We start from the raw sequence: 18,119 nt of genomic DNA, 5'->3' as shown, positions 1-18,119 counted from the left end.
GAGCTCACCCTTCGGGTGTGCGCAGCCGTGTCCCCACGCGGCAGGCGTGCGCCTTCCACATGCATCAGAGAGAACTGAGGAGTACCCACACCCGTGGCCGTCAAGATCAAGCTGCAGCGTCTCGGCAAGATCCGTGCGCCGTACTACCGCATCATCGTCGCCGACGCGCGCACCCGCCGTGATGGCAAGGCCATCGAGACGATCGGCAAGTACCACCCGAAGGAAGAGCCCAGCTTCATCGAGGTCGACACCGAGCGTGCCCAGCACTGGCTGTCGGTCGGCGCCCAGCCGACCGAGCCGGTCCAGCGCATCCTCGAGATCACCGGTGACTGGCAGAAGTTCAAGGGCCTGCCGGGCGCCGAGGGCACCCTGAAGGTCGCCGAGCCGAAGCCGTCGAAGCAGGACCTGTTCAACGCCGCGCTCGCCGCCGCCGGTGACTCGGCCTCCGCCGAGGCCACCACGCCGAAGAAGAAGTCCGCCCCGAAGAAGGCCGAAGCCGACAAGGCCGAAGCCGCCGAGGGTGACAAGGCCGAGGCGTGAGTTTCCTCGCTGACTCCCTCGAGCACCTGGTGCGCGGGATCGTCGACAACCCGGACGAGGTCCGGGTCGAGCTGCTGACCACGCGCCGTGGCCGCACGCTCGAGGTGCACGTGCACCCCGACGATCTCGGCAAGGTGATCGGCCGGGGCGGTCGCACCGCGACAGCCCTGCGCACCGTCATGGGCGGCATCGGTGGCCGCGGCGTCCGCGTGGACGTCGTCGACACCGATCGCTGACCAAGGACACAGGAACATTTCGGGATGGACGTCGTAGTCGGCCGGATCGCCAAGGCGCACGGAATCCGCGGGGAACTCGCGGTGGACGTGCGCACGGACTCGCCGGAACAGCGGTTCGCGGTCGGTTCGGCCGTCACGACGAAGCTGCGTGACGGCAGCAGCAGAGACCTCACCATCGCAGCCGCCCGCGAACACAGCGGGCGGCTGCTGGTGCGTTTCGAAGAGGTGCTGACCAGGGACGTCGCGGAGACCCTCCGCGGCGCGCTGCTGATCGCCGACACCTCGGCGCTGCCGCCGACCGAAGACCCGGACGAGTTCTACGACCACGAACTCGAAGGCCTGCGGGCCGAACTCGCCGACGGCACGGTCGTCGGCAAGGTGCTCGAAATCGTGCATTCGCCCGCCGGTGAACTGCTGTCGGTCGAGCACGACGGACGTGAGGTGCTGGTGCCGTTCGTGAAGGCGATCGTCCCGGCGGTCGACGTCGCGGGCGGCCGCGTGGTACTCGACCCGCCGGAAGGCCTGCTGGACGCCTGATGCGCCTCGACGTAGTCACGATCTTCCCCGAATACCTCGACCCGCTCCGCGCCGCGCTGCTCGGACGCGCGATCGACCGCGGCCTCATCGAGGTCGGCGTGCACGACCTGCGGAACTGGACGCACGACGTCCACCGCGCCGTCGACGACGCGCCGTACGGCGGCGGGCCCGGCATGGTGATGAAACCGCAGATCTGGGGCCCCGCCCTGGACGAAGTCTGCGGCGAGAACACCCGCCTCGTGGTCCCGACCCCCGCCGGACGGCCGTTCACCCAGGCCATGGCCCACCAGTACGCCGCGGAGGAGCACCTGGTGTTCGCGTGCGGCCGCTACGAGGGCATCGACCAGCGGGTGATCGACGACGCCGCCCGGCGGATGCCCGTCGACGAGGTCTCCATCGGCGACTACGTGCTGGTCGGCGGCGAGGCCGCGGTGCTGGTGATGGTCGAGGCCGTCGTCCGGCTGCTGCCCGGGGTCCTCGGCAACGCCCGCTCCGCCGAGGAGGACTCGTTCTCCGACGGCCTGCTCGAAGGCCCCAGCTACACGCGGCCGGAGGTCTGGCGCGAGCTGGCCGTGCCGGACGTCCTGCGCTCGGGAAACCACGCGCTGATCGACCGCTGGCGCCGCGACCAGGCGCTGGAACGCACCGTGCGGCGCAGGCCCGAACTGATCGGGCTCCTGCCGGAAGGTAGTCTCGACAAGCACGATCTCAAGGTCCTCGACCGCTTGAACGAGGACTCCGACCAGGCCGGGTCAACCACCTGAGTCCTGGTCTGCAATACTTGACAGGTTGGCGTGGATAGACGCGTGAACTTTTACTTCGGACAGTGGCTGAAGTTAAAGATTCGAGCTCATCCGGAACGCCATCAGCCCCCGGGTAGGTCGCAGTGCAGACACTGCGCGCCCAAGCTGTACGTAAGCCATACGAAGACGAGGACGGACCACCGATGAACACCCTGGACGCGCTGGACGCGCAGTCACTGCGTTCCGACATCCCGGACTTCCGACCGGGCGACACGCTCAAGGTTCACGTCCGCGTCATCGAGGGCAACCGCGAGCGCAACCAGATCTTCCAGGGCGTCGTGCTGCGTCGCCAGGGCGGCGGCATCCGCGAGACCTTCACGGTCCGCAAGGTGTCGTTCGGCATCGGCGTGGAGCGCACCTTCCCGGTGCACTCGCCGAACATCGCCGAGGTCGAGGTCTTCAAGCGCGGCGACGTCCGCCGGGCGAAGCTGTACTACCTCCGCGAGCTGCGCGGCAAGGCCGCCAAGATCAAGGAACGCCGCGAAAACCGCGAGACGACCTCCGCCAAGTAGGTAGCCACTCGGTTACAGGTAACCTGGCGTCGTGGTCGAACCCGTGTCCCAGAACACCTCCGAAGACGAGCCCGATCGCCCCGAAGAGGAGCGCCCCACTAGGGCCTCCCGACGGGGCCGGTCCGGAGCCAAGAAATTCGGCAAGGTCAACAAGAAGCGGTCGTTCTGGAAGGAACTGCCGATCCTGATCGTCGTCGCACTCGTGCTGACGATCTTGATCCAGCAGTTCCTCGCCAAGGTCTACATGATCCCCTCGGGATCGATGGAGACCACCTTGCACGGCTGCGCGGGGTGCACGGGCGACCGGATCCTGGTCGACCGGATCACGTACGACTTCACCGATCCCGGCCCGGGCGACGTGGTGGTCTTCAAGGGACCGCCCGCCTGGGTCGGCGAGATCGACACACCGGAGTCCAGCAACATCTTCGTCACCGGATTCCGCACGCTGGGTTCCCTGATCGGGTTCGCGCCGCCGGACGAGCGTGACTTCGTCAAGCGGATCATCGCGGTCGGTGGCCAGACGGTGCAGTGCTGCGACAACAATCGCGTCGTGGTCGACGGCAAGGCACTCGACGAGCCGTACGTCCACTGGGAAGAGGGCATGCCGCCCACCGAGAGGACGTTCGAGCCGGTCAAGGTGCCCGCCGGATACGTTTGGGTGATGGGCGACAACCGCAACAACTCGAGCGACTCCCGAATCCAAGGTGGCGGCGGGGTCAACGGCGCCGTGCCGGTCGACAACATCATCGGCAAGGCACGGGTCATCGTGCTCCCGCCCGGCCGCTGGGGTGGCGTTTCGGACCACAACCCGCAGGCGAACGCTCAGCCGCTGGCGCTCGGTGCGCCGGCCTGGCAGCAGGGACTTCCCCTGGGTGTCGGCGTCGCCGCGGCGTGGCCCGTGCTCTTCCTCGGCAGGCGGATGTCGGCCGGAGTGCGCAAGGTGGTCGACCGGAGGCGGTAAGGCCTTGAGAGTTCCTGTACCGCTCACACCGGCCGAGCCGCTTCGGCCGCCGCGGGCAGTGGTGCGTGGCGACCTCTTCTGGGGGTTGCAGGGTGCGCTGGACCGGCGGGGCCTCGGGCCCGTCGCCGGAGTCGACGAGGCAGGGCGTGGTGCTTGCGCCGGCCCTCTCGTCGTGGCCGCCTGTGTCCTGCGACCCGGCGACGCCGCGCGGCTGCCGGAGCTCACCGACTCGAAGGTGCTCACGGCCAAGGCCCGCGACCGGGTGTACGACCGGGTCGTCCAGCGTGCCGTCGACTACTCGGTCATCGTCATCCCGGCGGCCGAGGTCGACCTGTTCGGCATCCATGTCATGAACCTCGAAGGCATGCGACGCGCTGTCTCGGCGCTTCGGAACACGCCTGGCTACGTCCTGACCGACGGATTCCGTGTGTCCGGGCTGCCCGCCCCGAGCGTCCCGGTGATCAAAGGGGACAAGGCCGTCGCGTGCGTGGCGGCGGCGTCCGTGCTGGCGAAGGTCACCCGGGACCGGATCATGGGCGACCTGCACGACGTCCACCCGCATTACGGTTTCGACGTGCACAAGGGGTACAGCACCACCGACCACAGCGCGGCGCTGAACACTCACGGTCCGAGTCCGGTCCATCGCTGGTCGTACGCCAACGTGGCCACCGCGGCCGCCGCGCACCGGGTGCGGCCGCCTCACCCGGTCGTGCTGACCGTCGCGGCGCTGGAAAACCCGAGCGTGCCGATACGTGCCCTCGGCCCGTACGTGGGTAACAATGAACGCTCCGCCGCTGGAACAGCAGCAAAATCGCGAGGAGGGGCGCGGATTTCATGAGCGCAGAGGATCTCGAGAAGTACGAGACCGAGATGGAGCTCTCGCTTTACCGCGAGTATCGCGACATAGTCGGCCAGTTCTCGTACGTGGTGGAGACCGAGCGGCGGTTCTATCTGGCCAACGCCGTCGACGTGCAGGTGCGCGACGGCGGTGGCGAGGTGTACTTCGAGGTCCGCATGTCCGACGCGTGGGTCTGGGACATGTACCGGCCCGCGCGGTTCGTCAAGCACGTCCGGGTCATCACGTTCAAGGACGTCAACGTCGAGGAGCTCGACAAACCGGATCTCCGCCTGCCGGAAGACGGGCCGTTCTCCGGCTGATCTCCGTAGGTACGTGAAGGCCCCCTTCATCGCGTCCAGGTACGTGAGTGAAGGGGGCCTTCACGTACCTAAGGGCGTATAGCACAGCCCACCGACGATTCCGGCCGGTGAGCTTCCGCGACGGCCGAACCATCCACAACACCCCGGTTGTCCACAGGCGGCGGAATCGGGTCTGTCCGACGCCCGATCACCCTGGCAGCGTTGATCGCACACACACCGTGACGATCGCTGAGGGGGATCGAGATGACGAGCACGGCCGAACAGCCGTCTGCCGCGACACGACGTATCGAACTGGGCCGATGGGGAGAGGACCTCGCGGTCCGCCATCTGGAGAAGGCGGGCTACGTCGTCCTGAGCCGCAACTGGCGTTGCCGTGACGGCGAACTGGATCTCATAGCGACCGACACGAAGCGCCTCGTCTTCTGCGAGGTGAAGACGAGGACGGGGCTGGGCTTCGGTACTCCCGCCGAGGCGGTGACCCCGGACAAGGCGGACCGCATCCGCCGTCTCGCGTACCAGTGGCAGCACCAGTTCATGCTCCGCTGGTGCCCGGTCCGCTACGACATCATCGCGATCGTCGCCCGGCCCGATGCCCGGCCCCGGGTGCGGCACATCAAGGCGGCGTTCTGAATGGCGCTGGCGAAGGCCTGGTCCGTCGCGCTGCTCGGCGTCGACGGCAGGATGATCGAGATCGAGGCCGACATCGGTGGTGGATCGCCGAAGGTCACGATGGTCGGACTGCCCGACACCGGACTGAAAGAGGCCAAGGACAGGGTCCGCTCCGCCGTCCGCAACTCGGGGCGGACGTGGCCGGACGAAAGGGTGATCCTCGGCCTGTCACCGGCGAACCTGCCGAAGGTGGGATCCGGCTACGACCTGGGAATCGCGGCGGCGGTCCTGGCCGCCACCGGGTCGGTTCCCGCCACGAAGCTGCTGAACACCGTGCTGCTCGGCGAACTCGCCCTGGACGGCCGGGTGCGGGCGGTCCGCGGTGTCCTGCCGGGGCTGCTGGCGGCGCGCAATGCCGGGTACCGGCGGGCGGTCGTCCCCGCCGAGTCGCTGTTCGAAGCCGCTCTCGTGGACGGTCTGGAGGTCGGCGGGGTCGCGCGGCTGAGCGAATTCGTGGACTGGCTCAAGGACGAAGGGGAACTCACCCGGCCCGAGCCGTCCGTCGTCCAGGAGCCGCCGCGGGTACCCGACCTCGCCGACGTAGTGGGACAGCCGGAAGCGCGGTGGGCACTGGAGGTGTCCGCGGCCGGCGGGCATCACCTGCTCATGACCGGCCCTCCCGGGGTGGGCAAGACGATGCTCGCGAAACGCCTTCCCGGCCTGCTCCCGCGACTGACCGCCGAAGAGTCGTTGCAGGTGACAGCGGTTCATTCGATCGACGGTTCGCTTTCACGGTCCGAGCCGCTGGTCACCGTGCCGCCGTTCGTCGCGCCGCATCATTCGATCAGCGTGCCCGCCCTGATCGGCGGTGGAAGCGGCTTGGCCGTGCCCGGCGCGATCAGCCGTGCGCACCGGGGAATCCTGTTCCTCGACGAGGTGTGCGAATTCGGTCCGGAACGGCTGGAATCGCTGCGCACGGTGCTCGAAGAGGGCGAAGTGCGGATAGCGAGGGTCAAGGGCGCCGTGCGGTACCCGGCACGCTTCCAACTGGTGTTGGCGACCAATCCCTGTCCTTGTGCCCCGACGAAGGACGCAGACTGCACATGCTCGGCGACCGTCCGAAGGCGCTACTTGGGCCGCCTGTCCGGGCCGTTACTCGATCGGGTGGATTTGCGGGTTCGGCTGCGCCCGCTTTCCGCGCTCAGCGCGCACCTGAGCGAGCCGCCCGAATCGTCGGCGGCCGTCCGGGAACGGGTGCTGGAGGCACGCGAGCGGGCCGGAAAACGCTGGGCGGAGCAAGGCTGGCTCACGAACGCGGAGGTGCCCGGCCCGGCACTGCGCCGCGAGTTCGCCCTGCCGCCGCAGGTCACGGCGTTGCTGGACCGCGCGTTGGAGCGGGGCGCGATCACCGCGCGCGGCGCCGACCGGTGCCTTCGCATCGCTTGGACGCTCGCCGATTTGAAGGGCGCCGACAAGCCGGAGGCGGACGAGGTCGCGGCGGCCCTGAATTTCCGGGAGAGGTCATCCGGATGAGTGAACTCGAAGCCGAACGCATCGCGCGGTCGTACCTTCTGCGCGTGGCCGAGCCCCCGGCGCCCGCCCTGGCTGACTTCGTCGGCGAATTCGGTCCTGTCATCGCCGCGGAACGAGTGCGGTGCGCCGAGTGTCCGCCGAAGGTGCGCGACGAGACCGCCGCGCGGCGAGCACACGACTACGCCGAGCGGGATCTGGAGCGGGCCGCCGCGGGCGAGACCCGGCTCGTCATCCCGGAAGACGACGAATGGCCGGCCTGGCCGCTGCTTTCACTGGCCGTGGCCCAGAGCAGGGGCGTTTCCGGTGTGGCACCTCCGCTGGCGTTGTGGGTTCGCGGTCCGGCCAGACTCGACGAGGCCGTGGACCAGGCAATCGCGATCGTCGGCGCCCGCGCGGCGACCGAGTACGGCGAGCACAACGCGGCCGAGGTGGGCTATCACCTCGCGAGCCGGGGGATCCCGGTGTTCTCGGGGGCGGCGTACGGCATCGACGGAGCGGCCCATCGGGGCGCGTTGAGCGCGGACGGTACGACGGTCGCCCTGCTCGGCTGCGGGATCGACGCCGGCTACCCGGCCCAGCACGCGACGTTGCTGCGCACTATCGGGAAGACCGGCGCGGTGGTCAGCGAGTACCCGCCGGGCACATCGCCCGCGAGGCATCGCTTCCTCGTCCGGAACAGGCTCATCGCGGCGCTCACGGAAGGCACCGTCGTGGTCGAGGCGGGCAGGCGCAGCGGCGCGCGGAACACCGCGGGTACGGCCGGGGTCCTCGGCAAGGTCGTGATGGCCATGCCGGGACCGGTGTCGTCGGGGATGTCCGCCGGCTGCCACGCGCTGATCCGCGAAGGCGAGGCCACGCTGGTGTCCTCGGTCGACGAGATCCTCGCGACAGCCGGACGGCTGGGGGCGCCGGGCGCGGATCCGTCGAAACCGCGCCGCCGCACCGATCGGCTCGGCCCGGAGGCGCTGAGAGTGCACGACGCGCTGTCCGAACGGTCGGCGAGACCCGAGGAACGGATCGCGGCCGAGTCCGGCATCCCGGTCGAGCGTGTCCGCTCGCTGCTCCCCGAACTGGAACTCGACGGCTTCGCGGAAAGGAGTGACACAGGGTGGCGAAGACGGGCCACCAAGACCTGACTGGCCTACCAGTGAGACGCCATCCCGGCACGATCCGACCACGGACACCACAACAGGGTGCGGCGATACTTGACCATCCGCCGCACATCGCGCAGCGTGATCGGCATGCCGTCGACCGAAGGTCCCCACGGCACGGGGAAACGCGCCCGCAGACCCGATCTGCGCGCCGCCCGTGCGGCGCTGCCGGAGTCCGTCCGGAAGCTGATCGACGACTACGAGCGGCACCTTTCCCTGGAACGCGGGCTGTCCGCGCATACGGTGCGTGCCTACCTCGGCGACGTGGTGTCGCTGATGGGTTTCGTGGACGGGAACGGCGGCCGGTTCGAGGATCTCGACATCGGGACGCTGCGCGGTTGGCTCGCCCGGCAACGCGAGGAAGGGGCCAGCCGGACGACATTGGCGAGGCGAGCGGCGGGGGCCCGCACCTTCACCGCGTGGGCTCACCGCGGCGGGGCGCTCGCGTCGGATCCGGGCGGACGACTGGTGGCGCCACGCGCGCATCGCAAACTCCCCGGGGTCCTCCGCGCGGAGCAGGCGAGTGACGTCATGCGATTCTCAGCCGCCGGTGCCGAACAGCGCGACCCGGTGGCCTTGAGGGACAGTGCCATCGTGGAACTGCTCTACGCGACCGGTGTGCGGGTCTCGGAACTGTGCGGGCTGGATGTGGGCGACGTCGACTTCTCCCGCCGGGTCGTGCTCGTGCTGGGCAAAGGCGGCAAGGAACGTGTCGTGCCGTTCGGTGTCCCCGCCGAAGCGGCTTTGCGTGTGTGGCTGGACGAGGGCAGGGGAAAGCTCGCCGTCGAATCGGAGGGGCCGGGGAAAGCGGCGCTCTTCCTGGGGGCGCGGGGAGGCAGGCTCGATCCGCGGGCGGCGCGGCGGGTCGTCCATGACGCCGTCGGCTCGGTGCCGGGGGCGAACGACATGGGGCCGCACGGCCTGAGGCATTCAGCGGCCACCCATCTCCTCGAAGGCGGTGCTGATCTTCGGAGCGTTCAGGAACTGCTTGGTCACGCTACGCTGGCCACAACGCAGCTCTACACTCATGTGACCGTCGATCGGCTGAAGGCGATCCACGACCGCGCGCACCCCCGGGCCCGATGATGCCGGGGAGGACTCGGCAGGTGACCCGGCGGCCCGAACCGGCGGCGCACGCGCATCCGCACGAGCACGGAGACCACGCTGAGTCGCATGCTGAGAACGGTGGCTCGATGACCGCCGACCCACATGTCACCGAAGCCGCCGGGAAACACCGCCCCGGCGGGGACGGTCCTGCCGTCGCGCCCGAAGCGCGGACCAGCTACGAAGTGGACGCCGGGATCCAGGCGCTGTGGCAGGAGTTCACGGAGTCGCCGGACCAGGTCGTGCGCGACAGGCTCGTGCTGCACTACGCCCCGCTCGTCAAGTACGTCGCGGGCCGGGTCGGCACCGGGCTGCCGACCCATGTCGACGTCGGCGACCTGATCCAGTCCGGGATCTTCGGCCTGGTCGACGCGATCGAGAAGTTCGAACCAGCCAGGGGCCTGCGATTCGAGACCTACGCCATGCAGCGCATCCGGGGCGCGATCCTCGACGACCTCCGCTCCCAGGACTGGGTTCCCAGGGCGGTGCGCAGCAAGGCCCGCGAGGCCGAGCGCGCCCTGGAGCGCCTCGGTGCCCGCTTGAACCGCACACCGACCGACGCCGAACTGGCGGCCGAGCTCGAAATCAGTGTCGACGACCTGCGTGAGTTCTACGGCCAGCTGCAGCTGACCAGCGTCATCGCGCTGGAAGACCTGGTCGCCGCGGGCAAGGACAGCGGCTCGCTGGTCGACACCCTGCCCGACGACGGGGCCGTCGACCCGGTGGCCGTCCTGGTCGACCAGGACAACCGCCGCCAGCTGGCGCAGGCGATCGCCCAGCTGACCGAACGCGACCGGATCGTGGTCGGTCTCTACTACTTCGAGAGCCTGACGCTCGCCGAGATCGGCAAGGTCCTCGGCGTCACCGAGTCGCGGGTCAGCCAGCTGCACACCCGCGCCGTCATGCGGCTGCGCGCCAAGCTGGTCGAGCAGGCCTAGCCGGTCGGTTCGCGACTGCCAGCCGAGTCTCCGCCCGGTCCACGGTGGACCGGGGGCGCTCAGCATCCGATCTCCACACCTCTTTCGCATCCAGGCGGCCTGGACGAGCCGGCGAACCCGCCTATGTGGCTTGCGGATCATTCAACGCATCCAAATCCACGCACTGGAGGCGCATCCGACATCCGCGAGGCCTTGCCGAAGCGCTCGTCCGCTCCCGGTCATCGGCAATCCGGTCCGATGAACTTCACGGACGTCCTGGCGATGGGCGGATGGTGTCGCGGACTCGGCGTGTCCGCGTGTGCGGTCAGGGCACGCCCTGACGCCCATGAACGCCCGAGCAGTCACTCAGTCTCCTTCCCACGGTTTGAGGCGGATCTCCGACGGTTCGCCGATCAACGCGAGCGGATCGACGTACTCCTCGCCCCGCCGGACGCCGAAATGCAGGCACGCCGGCTCAGGGCAACCCGGATGGCCCGCCGCGAGCGTTCCGAGCACCTGACCCCGGTAGACCTGATCACCCGCGGTGACCATCGGGGCGAGCGGTTGGTAGGTGGTGCGCAGTCCTCCTTCGTGGTCTATCGACACCACTCCGCGGCCGACCACCTGCCCGGCGAACATCACCACTCCTTCGGCCGCCGCGAGCACGTTCGTGCCCGGCGCCGCGGCGAGGTCGACGCCACGATGACCGGGGCCGTACGGCGTCGACGGCGGCTCGAAGTACCTGGTGACGCTCGGTGCCGGTGAAAGCGGCCAAGAGAGGCGCCCTTGCGGGGAGGGCGCGCCTCTGGCCGTCCCCGGCATCGCCGCCGAGGTGAGGATCGCGAGCACGGTCGCGAAGATCGCGAGGCGGGGAAGGAGTCGAGAGCGCTCCGGGCGGCGGTGCCGGCCGCCGGTGCGGTCGATCGCGAAGGAATGCCTGGTGACAGGGCGGGAACAGGTCGTCATCGTCATGTGTTCCAGGTTGGGGGACCGGCGTGGCGTGCGGGGCGCGCCGGTGGAATCTGTGGATAACCGAGGCGATTGTGGACAACCCCTCTCATCAGGGGCTGCCGGTGCGGTACCCGGTGACGACAGGGAGTAGACTCTTTTGCGCGGTCCGCGGCAGCGGACTGACTTCGCGTGCACGTGCGCGCTCCCGATGGCCGATCTCCTCACGGAGGGTCAGGACAGACGGGGGCACACGGCCCGGCGGTCCCTGGGGTCACTTCACTCCCGGGTCCGGGCCCGAGCATCTGCACCAGGGCGATCGGCCACCCGGCCGAGAGCGACGAACCGAGCAAGCGCGTTCCGGCGGAGCCGGGCGCGCACGACACAGAAGAGGTTGATTCCGGCAATGGCCGTCGTCACCATGAAGCAGCTGCTCGACAGCGGCGTGCACTTCGGGCACCAGACCCGTCGGTGGAACCCGAAGATGAAGCGCTACATCTTCACCGAGCGCAACGGCATCTACATCATCGACCTGCAGCAGACGCTGACGTACATCGACCGTGCGTACGAGTTCATCAAGGAAACCGTCGCGCACGGCGGCACCATCATGTTCGTCGGCACGAAGAAGCAGGCTCAGGAAGCCATCGCCTCCGAGGCCTCGCGCGTGGGCATGCCCTACGTGAACCAGCGCTGGCTGGGCGGCATGCTGACCAACTTCCAGACGGTGCACAAGCGTCTTCTCCGCCTGAAGGAGCTCGAGTCGCAGGAGCAGACCGGCGGCTTCGCCGGCCTGACCAAGCGCGAGATCCTCACGCTCACCCGTGAGAAGGACAAGCTCGAGAAGACCCTCGGCGGTATCCGCGACATGGCCAAGGTGCCGAGCATCGTGTGGATCGTCGACACGAAGAAGGAGCACATCGCCGTCGGCGAGGCTCGCAAGCTGAACATCCCGGTCGTCGCGATCCTGGACACCAACTGCGACCCGGACGAGGTCGACTACCCGATCCCGGGTAACGACGACGCGATCCGTTCGGCCGCGCTGCTGACCAAGGTCGTGGCCGAGGCCGCCGCCGCCGGTCTGATGGCCCGCTCCAGCCGCAACGGTTCCTCCGCCGACGCCAAGCCCGAGGCCGGCGTCGCCACGGACGAGCCGCTGGCCGAGTGGGAGAAGGAGCTGCTCGCCGGCTCCGAGACCGCCGCCGCGGACGCCAAGGAAGCCGCCGCCGCGACCGACGCGCCCACCGAGGCCCCGGCCGAGCAGGCCACCGCCTCCTCCTGATCCACCCGCTCGTAGGGCCGCCTCCGGGCGGCCCTACGGGTGACTTCCCCAAAAGACTTTCTCGTACCTGAAAAAGGACGGACACACCCACGATGGCGAACTACACCGCCGCAGACGTGAAGCGTCTCCGGGAGCTGACCGGCTCCGGCATGATGAACTGCAAGAAGGCGCTGGAGGAGAACGACGGCGACTTCGACAAGGCCGTCGAGTTCCTGCGCATCAAGGGCGCCAAGGACGTCGGCAAGCGCGCCGAGCGTGCCACCGCCGAGGGCCTCGTCGCCGGTGACGGCGGCGTGCTGATCGAGCTCGACTCCGAGACCGACTTCGTCGCGAAGAACGAGGACTTCCAGGCCCTCGCCGCGAAGATCGTCGAGGTCGCGAAGGCCGAGAAGACCAGCGACGTCGAGAAGCTGAAGGCCGCCTCGCTCGACGGCAAGACCGTCGACGAGCAGGTCCAGGAGCTGGCCGCCCGTATCGGTGAGAAGCTCGAGCTGCGCCGTGTCGCCGCTTACGAGGGCACGACCACCACGTACCTGCACCGTCGCGGTGCGGACCTCCCGCCCGCCGTCGGCGTGCTCATCGAGTACACCGGTGAGGGCGAGGCCGCCGCCGAGGCCGCTCGTGGCGCCGCCATGCAGGTCGCCGCGCTCAAGGCGAAGTACCTCACCCGTGAAGAGGTCCCGGCCGAGGTCGTCGAGAACGAGCGCCGCGTCGCCGAGGCGACCGCCCGCGAAGAGGGCAAGCCGGAGCAGGCCATGCCCAAGATCATCGAGGGCAAGGTCAACGCGTACTACAAGGACAACGTCCTGCTCGAGCAGCCGTCGGTCAAGGACAACAAGAAGACCGTCAAGGCCCTGCTCGACGAGGCCGGCGTGTCCGTGAGCCGGTTCGCCCGGTTCGAGGTCGGCCAGGCCTGATCCAGGCGCGGAACACAAAGAATCACCACTGTGCCCCGTCTCCGTCCATCGGGGACGGGGCACAGTCGGGTTCAGAGCATTAGGGAGGGCGACATGGGTGTCCGGGTCGAAGGCGGATACCGGCGAGTGCTGCTGAAGCTGGGCGGCGAGATGTTCGGCGGCGGTTCCATCGGGGTTGATCCGGATGTGGTGCACTCGGTCGCTCAGCAGATCGCCGACGTCGCGCGGACGGGCGTGCAGATCGCCGTAGTGATCGGCGGTGGCAACTACTTCCGCGGCGCGGAACTGTCGCAGCGCGGCATGGACCGTGACCGCGCGGACTACATGGCGATGCTCGGCACCGTCATGAACTGCCTGGCGCTGCAGGACTTCCTGGAGAAGGAGGGCCTGCCCACCCGCGTGCAGACCGCCATCACCATGGGACAGGTCGCCGAGCCGTACATCCCGCGCCGTGCCGAGCGTCATCTGGAGAAGGGCCGCGTCGTCATCTTCGGCGCCGGGGTCGGCATGCCGTACTTCTCCACGGACACCGCCGCCGCGCAGCGCGCGCTCGAACTCGGCTGCGAAGCCGTCTTGATGGCGAAGGCCGTCGACGGCGTCTACACCGCGGACCCGAAGAGCGACCCGGCCGCCGAGATGTTCCACGAGATCAGCCACCGCGAGGTGCTGGAACGGGATCTCAAGGTCGCCGACGCCACCGCGTTCAGCCTGTGCATGGACAACAACATGCCGATCATCGTGTTCAATCTGCTCACCGAGGGGAACATCGCCCGCGCGGTCAGCGGTGAGAGGATCGGCACCCTGGTCGACACCCCCGCCGACGGGGTGCCCGCGTAGGCCTGCTCTGATCTTCGCAATCGGTACGAATACACAACTACGGGAGTTGCCGTGATCGACGAGACCCTCCTCGACGCCGAGGAGAAGATGGAAAAAGCGGTGTCCGTCGCCAAGGAGGACCTGTCGTCGGTACGCACCGGCCGGGCCCACCCTGGGATGTTCTCGCGCATTGTCGTCGAGTACTACGGCGCGCCGACCCCGCTGAACCAGATGGCGAGTGTCAACGTGCCGGAAGCCCGCATGGCGTTGATCAAGCCCTACGACCAGACCCAGCTGAACGCCATCGAGAAGGCGATCCGCGAGTCGGACCTCGGCGTCAACCCGAGCAACGACGGCAACGTGATCCGCATCGTCATCCCGCAGCTCACCGAAGAGCGCCGCAAGGAGATGGTGAAGGTCGCCAAGGCCAAGGGTGAGGACGCCCGCGTCTCGATCCGCAGCGTCCGCCGCAAGGCCAAGGAAGAACTCGACCGGATCAAGAAGGACGGCGAGGCGGGCGAGGACGAGGTCGTCCACGCCGAGAAGGAACTCCAGAACCTCACCGACACCTACACCCACAAAGTCGACGAGCTGGTGAAACACAAGGAAGCCGAGCTACTCGAGGTCTGATGAGCCAGGTGAGCGAGGAACGCGAGGACCGGGTGGACGCCCCGGAACCGGTTCCGGCCGAGAAGCCGGAACCGGCGAAGAAGGTTTCCCGCGCCGGCCGCAACCTGCCCGCCGCGATCGGGGTCGGGCTGCTGCTGGGGGCGGCGATCATCACGTCCCTGCTCACCGTGCGCTTTCTGTTCATCGGCATCATCGCGATCGCGATCGCGGTCGGCACGATCGAGCTGGCCGGGGCATTGAAGCGCGCGGCGGGCATCCGGATCGCGCTGGTCCCGGTGCTCGTCGGCGGTCAGGCGATGATCTGGCTGGCGTGGCCGTACGGCCGCGAAGGCGCGCTGACGGCGTTCGTGCTGACAGTGCTCGTCTGCCTGCTGTGGCGGTTGCCGGGCGGCGCGGACGGCTACCTGCGTGACATCAGCGCGTCGGTCTTCGCCGCCGCGTACATTCCGCTTTTCGGTGCTTTCGCCGCCATGCTCGTCCCGCCGGAGGACGGCGTCGGCCGGGTGCTGGCGTTCATGATCGGGGTCGTCGCCTCGGACACCGGTGGTTACATCGCCGGTGTACTGGGCGGCAAGCATCCGATGGCGCCCAGCATCAGCCCGAAAAAGACTTGGGAAGGTTTCGCCGGTTCGGTCGTGGCGGGTGTGGTCGCCGGCGCGCTGACCCTGAGCCTCCTGCTCGACGGCCACGCCTGGCAGGGTGTGCTGTTCGGCGCGGCGATCGTCTGCACGGCGACGCTGGGCGATCTCGTCGAGTCGCTGATCAAGCGCGACCTCGGGGTCAAGGACATGGGGAACATGCTGCCGGGGCACGGCGGGCTGATGGACCGGCTCGACTCGTTGCTCCCTTCGGCCGTCGTCTCCTGGTTGCTGCTCTCGGCGTTCGTCCCCGTTTAAGCGAAACCCATGTGACAAGCCCGGGGCGCTGGGCCAAGGTCGGGGTATGCGAACTCAACGGATGAGTAAGCGACTTCTGGCCATGGCGCTGAGCGTGGTGACGCTCGGCGCCCTGACGACGACCGTGGCGGAGGCGGGCGAAAGCCCGGTCGTCCGCACGGATTCCGGTCCCGTTCGCGGCGTGGATACCGGCGAATACCGGAGTTTCCAAGGCATTCCGTTCGCCGCGCCACCGGTCGGCGACCTGCGCTGGGCCCCGCCACGGAGACCCGAGCCGTGGACCGCGGTGCGGGACGCGAGCAAACCGGGGCCTCGATGCGCGCAAGGTGCGGGGCTCGGTTCCGCGCCGAGCGACGACGAGGATTGCCTGTATCTCAACGTGATCAGCCCGGCCAAGCCGACGCGCAAGCCGCGTCCGGTGATGGTCTGGGTGCACGGTGGCAGCTTCACCTCCGGGGCGGGCGGCGACTACGACTTCAAGCGCATGGCCCTCGGCGGGGACGTCGTCGTGGTGACCGTGAACTACCGTCTGGGTGTGTTCGGCTTCTTCGGGCATCCGGAACTCGGCCGCGACTCCGGCGTCTTCGGCCTCCAAGACCAGCAGGCCGCGCTTCGCTGGGTGCAGCGCAATGCGCGTGCCTTCGGGGGAGATCCCCGGAACGTCACGCTGTTCGGCGAATCCGCCGGCGCGATGAGCATCTGCGCTCAGCTGGCCTCCCCCTCGGCGGCGGGGCTGTTCCACCGCGCGATCATCCAGAGCGGTCCGTGCACCCTGACCTGGCCCGACGGCGGGTTCTTCCCCGGAGTACCCGCGGGTTCGCCGTACCTGCCCCGTGCGGACGTCGAAGCGATGGGTGCCGACGCGGCCGGGAAACTCGGCTGCGCCGACGTCGCCTGTCTCCGGCGACTTCCGGTCAAGGACCTGGTGAACCAGCCGCTCGCGACTCCCGCGTTCGGCACCGGCCTGCTGCCCGAGCATCCGGCCGAGACTCTGAAGGCCGGCCACTTCGCCCGCGTGCCGGTGCTGACGGGTGTCACCAGGGACGAGGCGAGGCTGTTCGTCGCCCTGTTCCCCGGGCATCCGTTCACCGAAGAGCATTACCGGGAACTGCTGCGGACCGCGTTCGGGGAGAAGGCGCCGCTCGTCGCCGCCCGGTACCCGTCTGCGAAGCACGGCGGTCCGGCGATGGCGTTCGCGGACGCGATGACCGACCGGATCTGGGGTTGCCCGCAGGTGGGAACCGAGCGGTTGCTGCGCGAGCGCACGCGAACCTTCGGTTACGAGTTCGCCGATCGGGACGCTCCGCCACTTGTCCCCGCTCCGCCGGGAATGAGTCTCGGTGCCGCCCATGGAACCGAACTGGCTTATTTGTCTGATTCAACCGCGTTTCCGGCGAAATTGACGCCCGCGCAGCAGGACCTCGCGGCGCGCATGATCCGGTACTGGACCGCGTTCGCGCGCACCGGTGATCCGAACGGCGAAGAACTGCCGAAGTGGCGTCCCTCGCCGCGGACGCAGTCGCTGGCGCCGGGCGAGATCGGTCCGGTCGACCTCGCGGCCGTGCACGACTGCGGATTCTGGGCGGGTCTCTGACGAAAGAGCCGGGGCGACGTCGTCGCTCCGGCTCTTCGGCTCAGTCGTCGTAAGGATCGTCGACTTCGGCGGTTCCCCAGCCCTCGACGACCCGGGAGTGGTCGATCACGGCGAACACCGAACCGTCCGGATCGGCGAGGATCGCCATCCGGCCGTACGGGGTGTCGTAGGGCTGGACCACGACAGCACCGCCGAGCATCAAGGCCTGCCCCGCCGCGGCGTCCGCGCCGCGAGCCGGGTCGAGTTCGAAGTAGACCATCCAGTGCGGGGGAGTGTCCGGCCGGTATTCCGAGCCCATCACGTACCGGTACAGCACCGGTTCGTGCTCGATGAGCCATTCGGCGTAGTCGAGCGACGCGCCGTCGCCGATCTGGTGGCTGGTGTAGTTGAAAAGGCGGCAGTAGAAGTGATCCGCCGCCGCGCCGTCGTGGGTGTTGAGATCAGCGCCGCTGAAGGTGTTAGGCATCCCTGTCGCGAACTCCCAGGTGGCGGGCGGTTCCCAGAAGACGACGTGCGCGCCGCACGCGTCGACGGCGTGGACGATGTTGCCGCGATGGGGGATCGCCATCGGCCCGAGCGTGACCCGGCCACCGAGACTGTCCACCCATTCGGCGGCGGCCGCCACCTGGGGCACCGAGATGTGCACACTCCAGCCGGACGGCCCTTCCGCGCCCGCGCGGTACAGACCACCGGCCGGGACGCCGTTCAGCGTCGCGATCGAGTACCGGCCGGTCGGCGTCGCCGGATCACGCCGAACGGTCCACTCCCAGTCGAAAAGCCCGCTGTAGAAGGCTTGTGCGGCCGCTTCGTCTCTGCACGCGAGCTCGATCCAGCACGGGATTCCCGAAGGTATGACGGAAGTGTGGGCGGCCGAGCCGAGCGACATGCGGTTCTCCCTTACCGGTGGGAGTAAAGTCTAGTCGCTGATCGCATTGTTTCTGTCAAAGATTTCGACCCGGACGACCCCGGAACCCGGCC

At 68.7% G+C, this 18,119-nt stretch carries 21 protein-coding genes; 19 read left to right on the top strand and 2 right to left on the bottom strand.

Annotated features, from left to right (window positions below; all coding sequences use genetic code 11):
• Window positions 1-93: 93 nt before the first annotated feature.
• The 13 genes from rpsP (at window position 94) to H074_RS25170 (ending at window position 10,082) form a co-directional block, all read left to right on the top strand.
• Window positions 94-540 (top strand): 30S ribosomal protein S16, encoded by a 447-nt coding sequence (gene rpsP / locus H074_RS25230; protein WP_005154724.1) that lies wholly within the window; start codon window positions 94-96, stop codon window positions 538-540.
• The gene (locus H074_RS25225; RefSeq protein ID WP_003103110.1) at window positions 537-776 is read left to right on the top strand and encodes an RNA-binding protein; all 240 of its coding nucleotides are present in this window, start codon (window positions 537-539) and stop codon (window positions 774-776) included. Before rpsP ends, H074_RS25225 begins: the two co-directional genes overlap by 4 nt.
• 24 nt (window positions 777-800) lie before the next feature.
• Window positions 801-1,313, top strand: coding sequence for a ribosome maturation factor RimM (gene rimM / locus H074_RS25220; protein ID WP_007032896.1), 513 nt, complete (start codon window positions 801-803; stop codon window positions 1,311-1,313).
• The gene (gene trmD / locus H074_RS25215) at window positions 1,313-2,077 is read left to right on the top strand and encodes a tRNA (guanosine(37)-N1)-methyltransferase TrmD (protein ID WP_007032895.1); all 765 of its coding nucleotides are present in this window, start codon (window positions 1,313-1,315) and stop codon (window positions 2,075-2,077) included. Before rimM ends, trmD begins: the two co-directional genes overlap by 1 nt.
• Before the next feature lie 182 nt (window positions 2,078-2,259).
• Window positions 2,260-2,628: a 50S ribosomal protein L19 gene (gene rplS, locus H074_RS25210; RefSeq protein ID WP_005154717.1), complete on the top strand. Its 369-nt coding sequence runs from the start codon at window positions 2,260-2,262 to the stop codon at window positions 2,626-2,628.
• A gap of 31 nt (window positions 2,629-2,659) precedes the next feature.
• Window positions 2,660-3,589, top strand: a complete 930-nt coding sequence (gene lepB, locus H074_RS25205) for a signal peptidase I (RefSeq protein WP_007032894.1) — start codon at window positions 2,660-2,662, stop codon at window positions 3,587-3,589.
• A gap of 58 nt (window positions 3,590-3,647) precedes the next feature.
• On the top strand, window positions 3,648-4,427 hold the full coding sequence (locus H074_RS25200) for a ribonuclease HII (protein WP_007032893.1): 780 nt from the start codon (window positions 3,648-3,650) through the stop codon (window positions 4,425-4,427).
• Window positions 4,424-4,747 (top strand): DUF2469 domain-containing protein, encoded by a 324-nt coding sequence (locus H074_RS25195; protein ID WP_003096226.1) that lies wholly within the window; start codon window positions 4,424-4,426, stop codon window positions 4,745-4,747. Before H074_RS25200 ends, H074_RS25195 begins: the two co-directional genes overlap by 4 nt.
• A gap of 243 nt (window positions 4,748-4,990) precedes the next feature.
• Window positions 4,991-5,377, top strand: coding sequence for a YraN family protein (locus H074_RS25190; protein ID WP_007032892.1), 387 nt, complete (start codon window positions 4,991-4,993; stop codon window positions 5,375-5,377).
• Complete coding sequence (locus H074_RS25185; RefSeq protein WP_007032891.1) at window positions 5,378-6,889, top strand: YifB family Mg chelatase-like AAA ATPase; 1,512 nt, start codon at window positions 5,378-5,380, stop codon at window positions 6,887-6,889.
• Window positions 6,886-8,025 carry a DNA-processing protein DprA gene (dprA, locus tag H074_RS25180; RefSeq protein ID WP_007032890.1) on the top strand — a complete coding sequence of 380 codons (1,140 nt, stop codon included), beginning with the start codon at window positions 6,886-6,888 and terminating at the stop codon, window positions 8,023-8,025. The genes H074_RS25185 and dprA overlap by 4 nt, the downstream gene beginning before the upstream one ends.
• A gap of 105 nt (window positions 8,026-8,130) precedes the next feature.
• Window positions 8,131-9,126 (top strand): tyrosine recombinase XerC, encoded by a 996-nt coding sequence (locus H074_RS25175; protein ID WP_051072004.1) that lies wholly within the window; start codon window positions 8,131-8,133, stop codon window positions 9,124-9,126.
• A 107-nt stretch (window positions 9,127-9,233) separates the two neighbouring features.
• Window positions 9,234-10,082 (top strand): FliA/WhiG family RNA polymerase sigma factor, encoded by an 849-nt coding sequence (locus tag H074_RS25170; protein ID WP_085941013.1) that lies wholly within the window; start codon window positions 9,234-9,236, stop codon window positions 10,080-10,082.
• 345 nt (window positions 10,083-10,427) lie between these two features.
• Here H074_RS25170 and H074_RS25165 read toward each other — a convergent pair whose 3' ends face one another.
• Complete coding sequence (locus tag H074_RS25165) at window positions 10,428-11,033, bottom strand: M23 family metallopeptidase (RefSeq protein WP_007032887.1); 606 nt, start codon at window positions 11,031-11,033, stop codon at window positions 10,428-10,430.
• 382 nt (window positions 11,034-11,415) lie between these two features.
• Between H074_RS25165 and rpsB the strand changes: the two genes are divergently transcribed.
• The 6 genes from rpsB (at window position 11,416) to H074_RS25135 (ending at window position 17,141) form a co-directional block, all read left to right on the top strand.
• Window positions 11,416-12,288, top strand: coding sequence for a 30S ribosomal protein S2 (gene rpsB, locus H074_RS25160; protein ID WP_007032886.1), 873 nt, complete (start codon window positions 11,416-11,418; stop codon window positions 12,286-12,288).
• A gap of 92 nt (window positions 12,289-12,380) precedes the next feature.
• The gene (tsf, locus tag H074_RS25155; protein WP_007032885.1) at window positions 12,381-13,205 is read left to right on the top strand and encodes a translation elongation factor Ts; all 825 of its coding nucleotides are present in this window, start codon (window positions 12,381-12,383) and stop codon (window positions 13,203-13,205) included.
• A 93-nt stretch (window positions 13,206-13,298) separates the two neighbouring features.
• On the top strand, window positions 13,299-14,042 hold the full coding sequence (pyrH, locus tag H074_RS25150; protein WP_007032884.1) for a UMP kinase: 744 nt from the start codon (window positions 13,299-13,301) through the stop codon (window positions 14,040-14,042).
• A gap of 51 nt (window positions 14,043-14,093) precedes the next feature.
• Complete coding sequence (gene frr, locus H074_RS25145; RefSeq protein WP_007032883.1) at window positions 14,094-14,651, top strand: ribosome recycling factor; 558 nt, start codon at window positions 14,094-14,096, stop codon at window positions 14,649-14,651.
• Window positions 14,651-15,547, top strand: coding sequence for a phosphatidate cytidylyltransferase (locus H074_RS25140; RefSeq protein ID WP_007032882.1), 897 nt, complete (start codon window positions 14,651-14,653; stop codon window positions 15,545-15,547). The genes frr and H074_RS25140 overlap by 1 nt, the downstream gene beginning before the upstream one ends.
• Before the next feature lie 82 nt (window positions 15,548-15,629).
• A complete protein-coding gene (locus tag H074_RS25135) occupies window positions 15,630-17,141 on the top strand; it encodes a carboxylesterase/lipase family protein (RefSeq protein WP_007032881.1) in 1,512 nt (503 codons plus the stop codon).
• A gap of 40 nt (window positions 17,142-17,181) precedes the next feature.
• Here the strand turns inward: H074_RS25135 and H074_RS25130 are convergent, their stop codons facing one another.
• Window positions 17,182-18,027 carry a VOC family protein gene (locus H074_RS25130; protein WP_007032880.1) on the bottom strand — a complete coding sequence of 282 codons (846 nt, stop codon included), beginning with the start codon at window positions 18,025-18,027 and terminating at the stop codon, window positions 17,182-17,184.
• Window positions 18,028-18,119 lie beyond the last annotated feature (92 nt).

Origin of the sequence: Amycolatopsis decaplanina DSM 44594 (assembly GCF_000342005.1) — a bacterium.
In the GTDB taxonomy this organism is placed as follows: domain Bacteria; phylum Actinomycetota; class Actinomycetes; order Mycobacteriales; family Pseudonocardiaceae; genus Amycolatopsis; species Amycolatopsis decaplanina.
The sequence above is the reverse complement of the archived record's forward strand: the minus strand, read 5'-3'. Positions and strand labels throughout refer to the sequence as shown.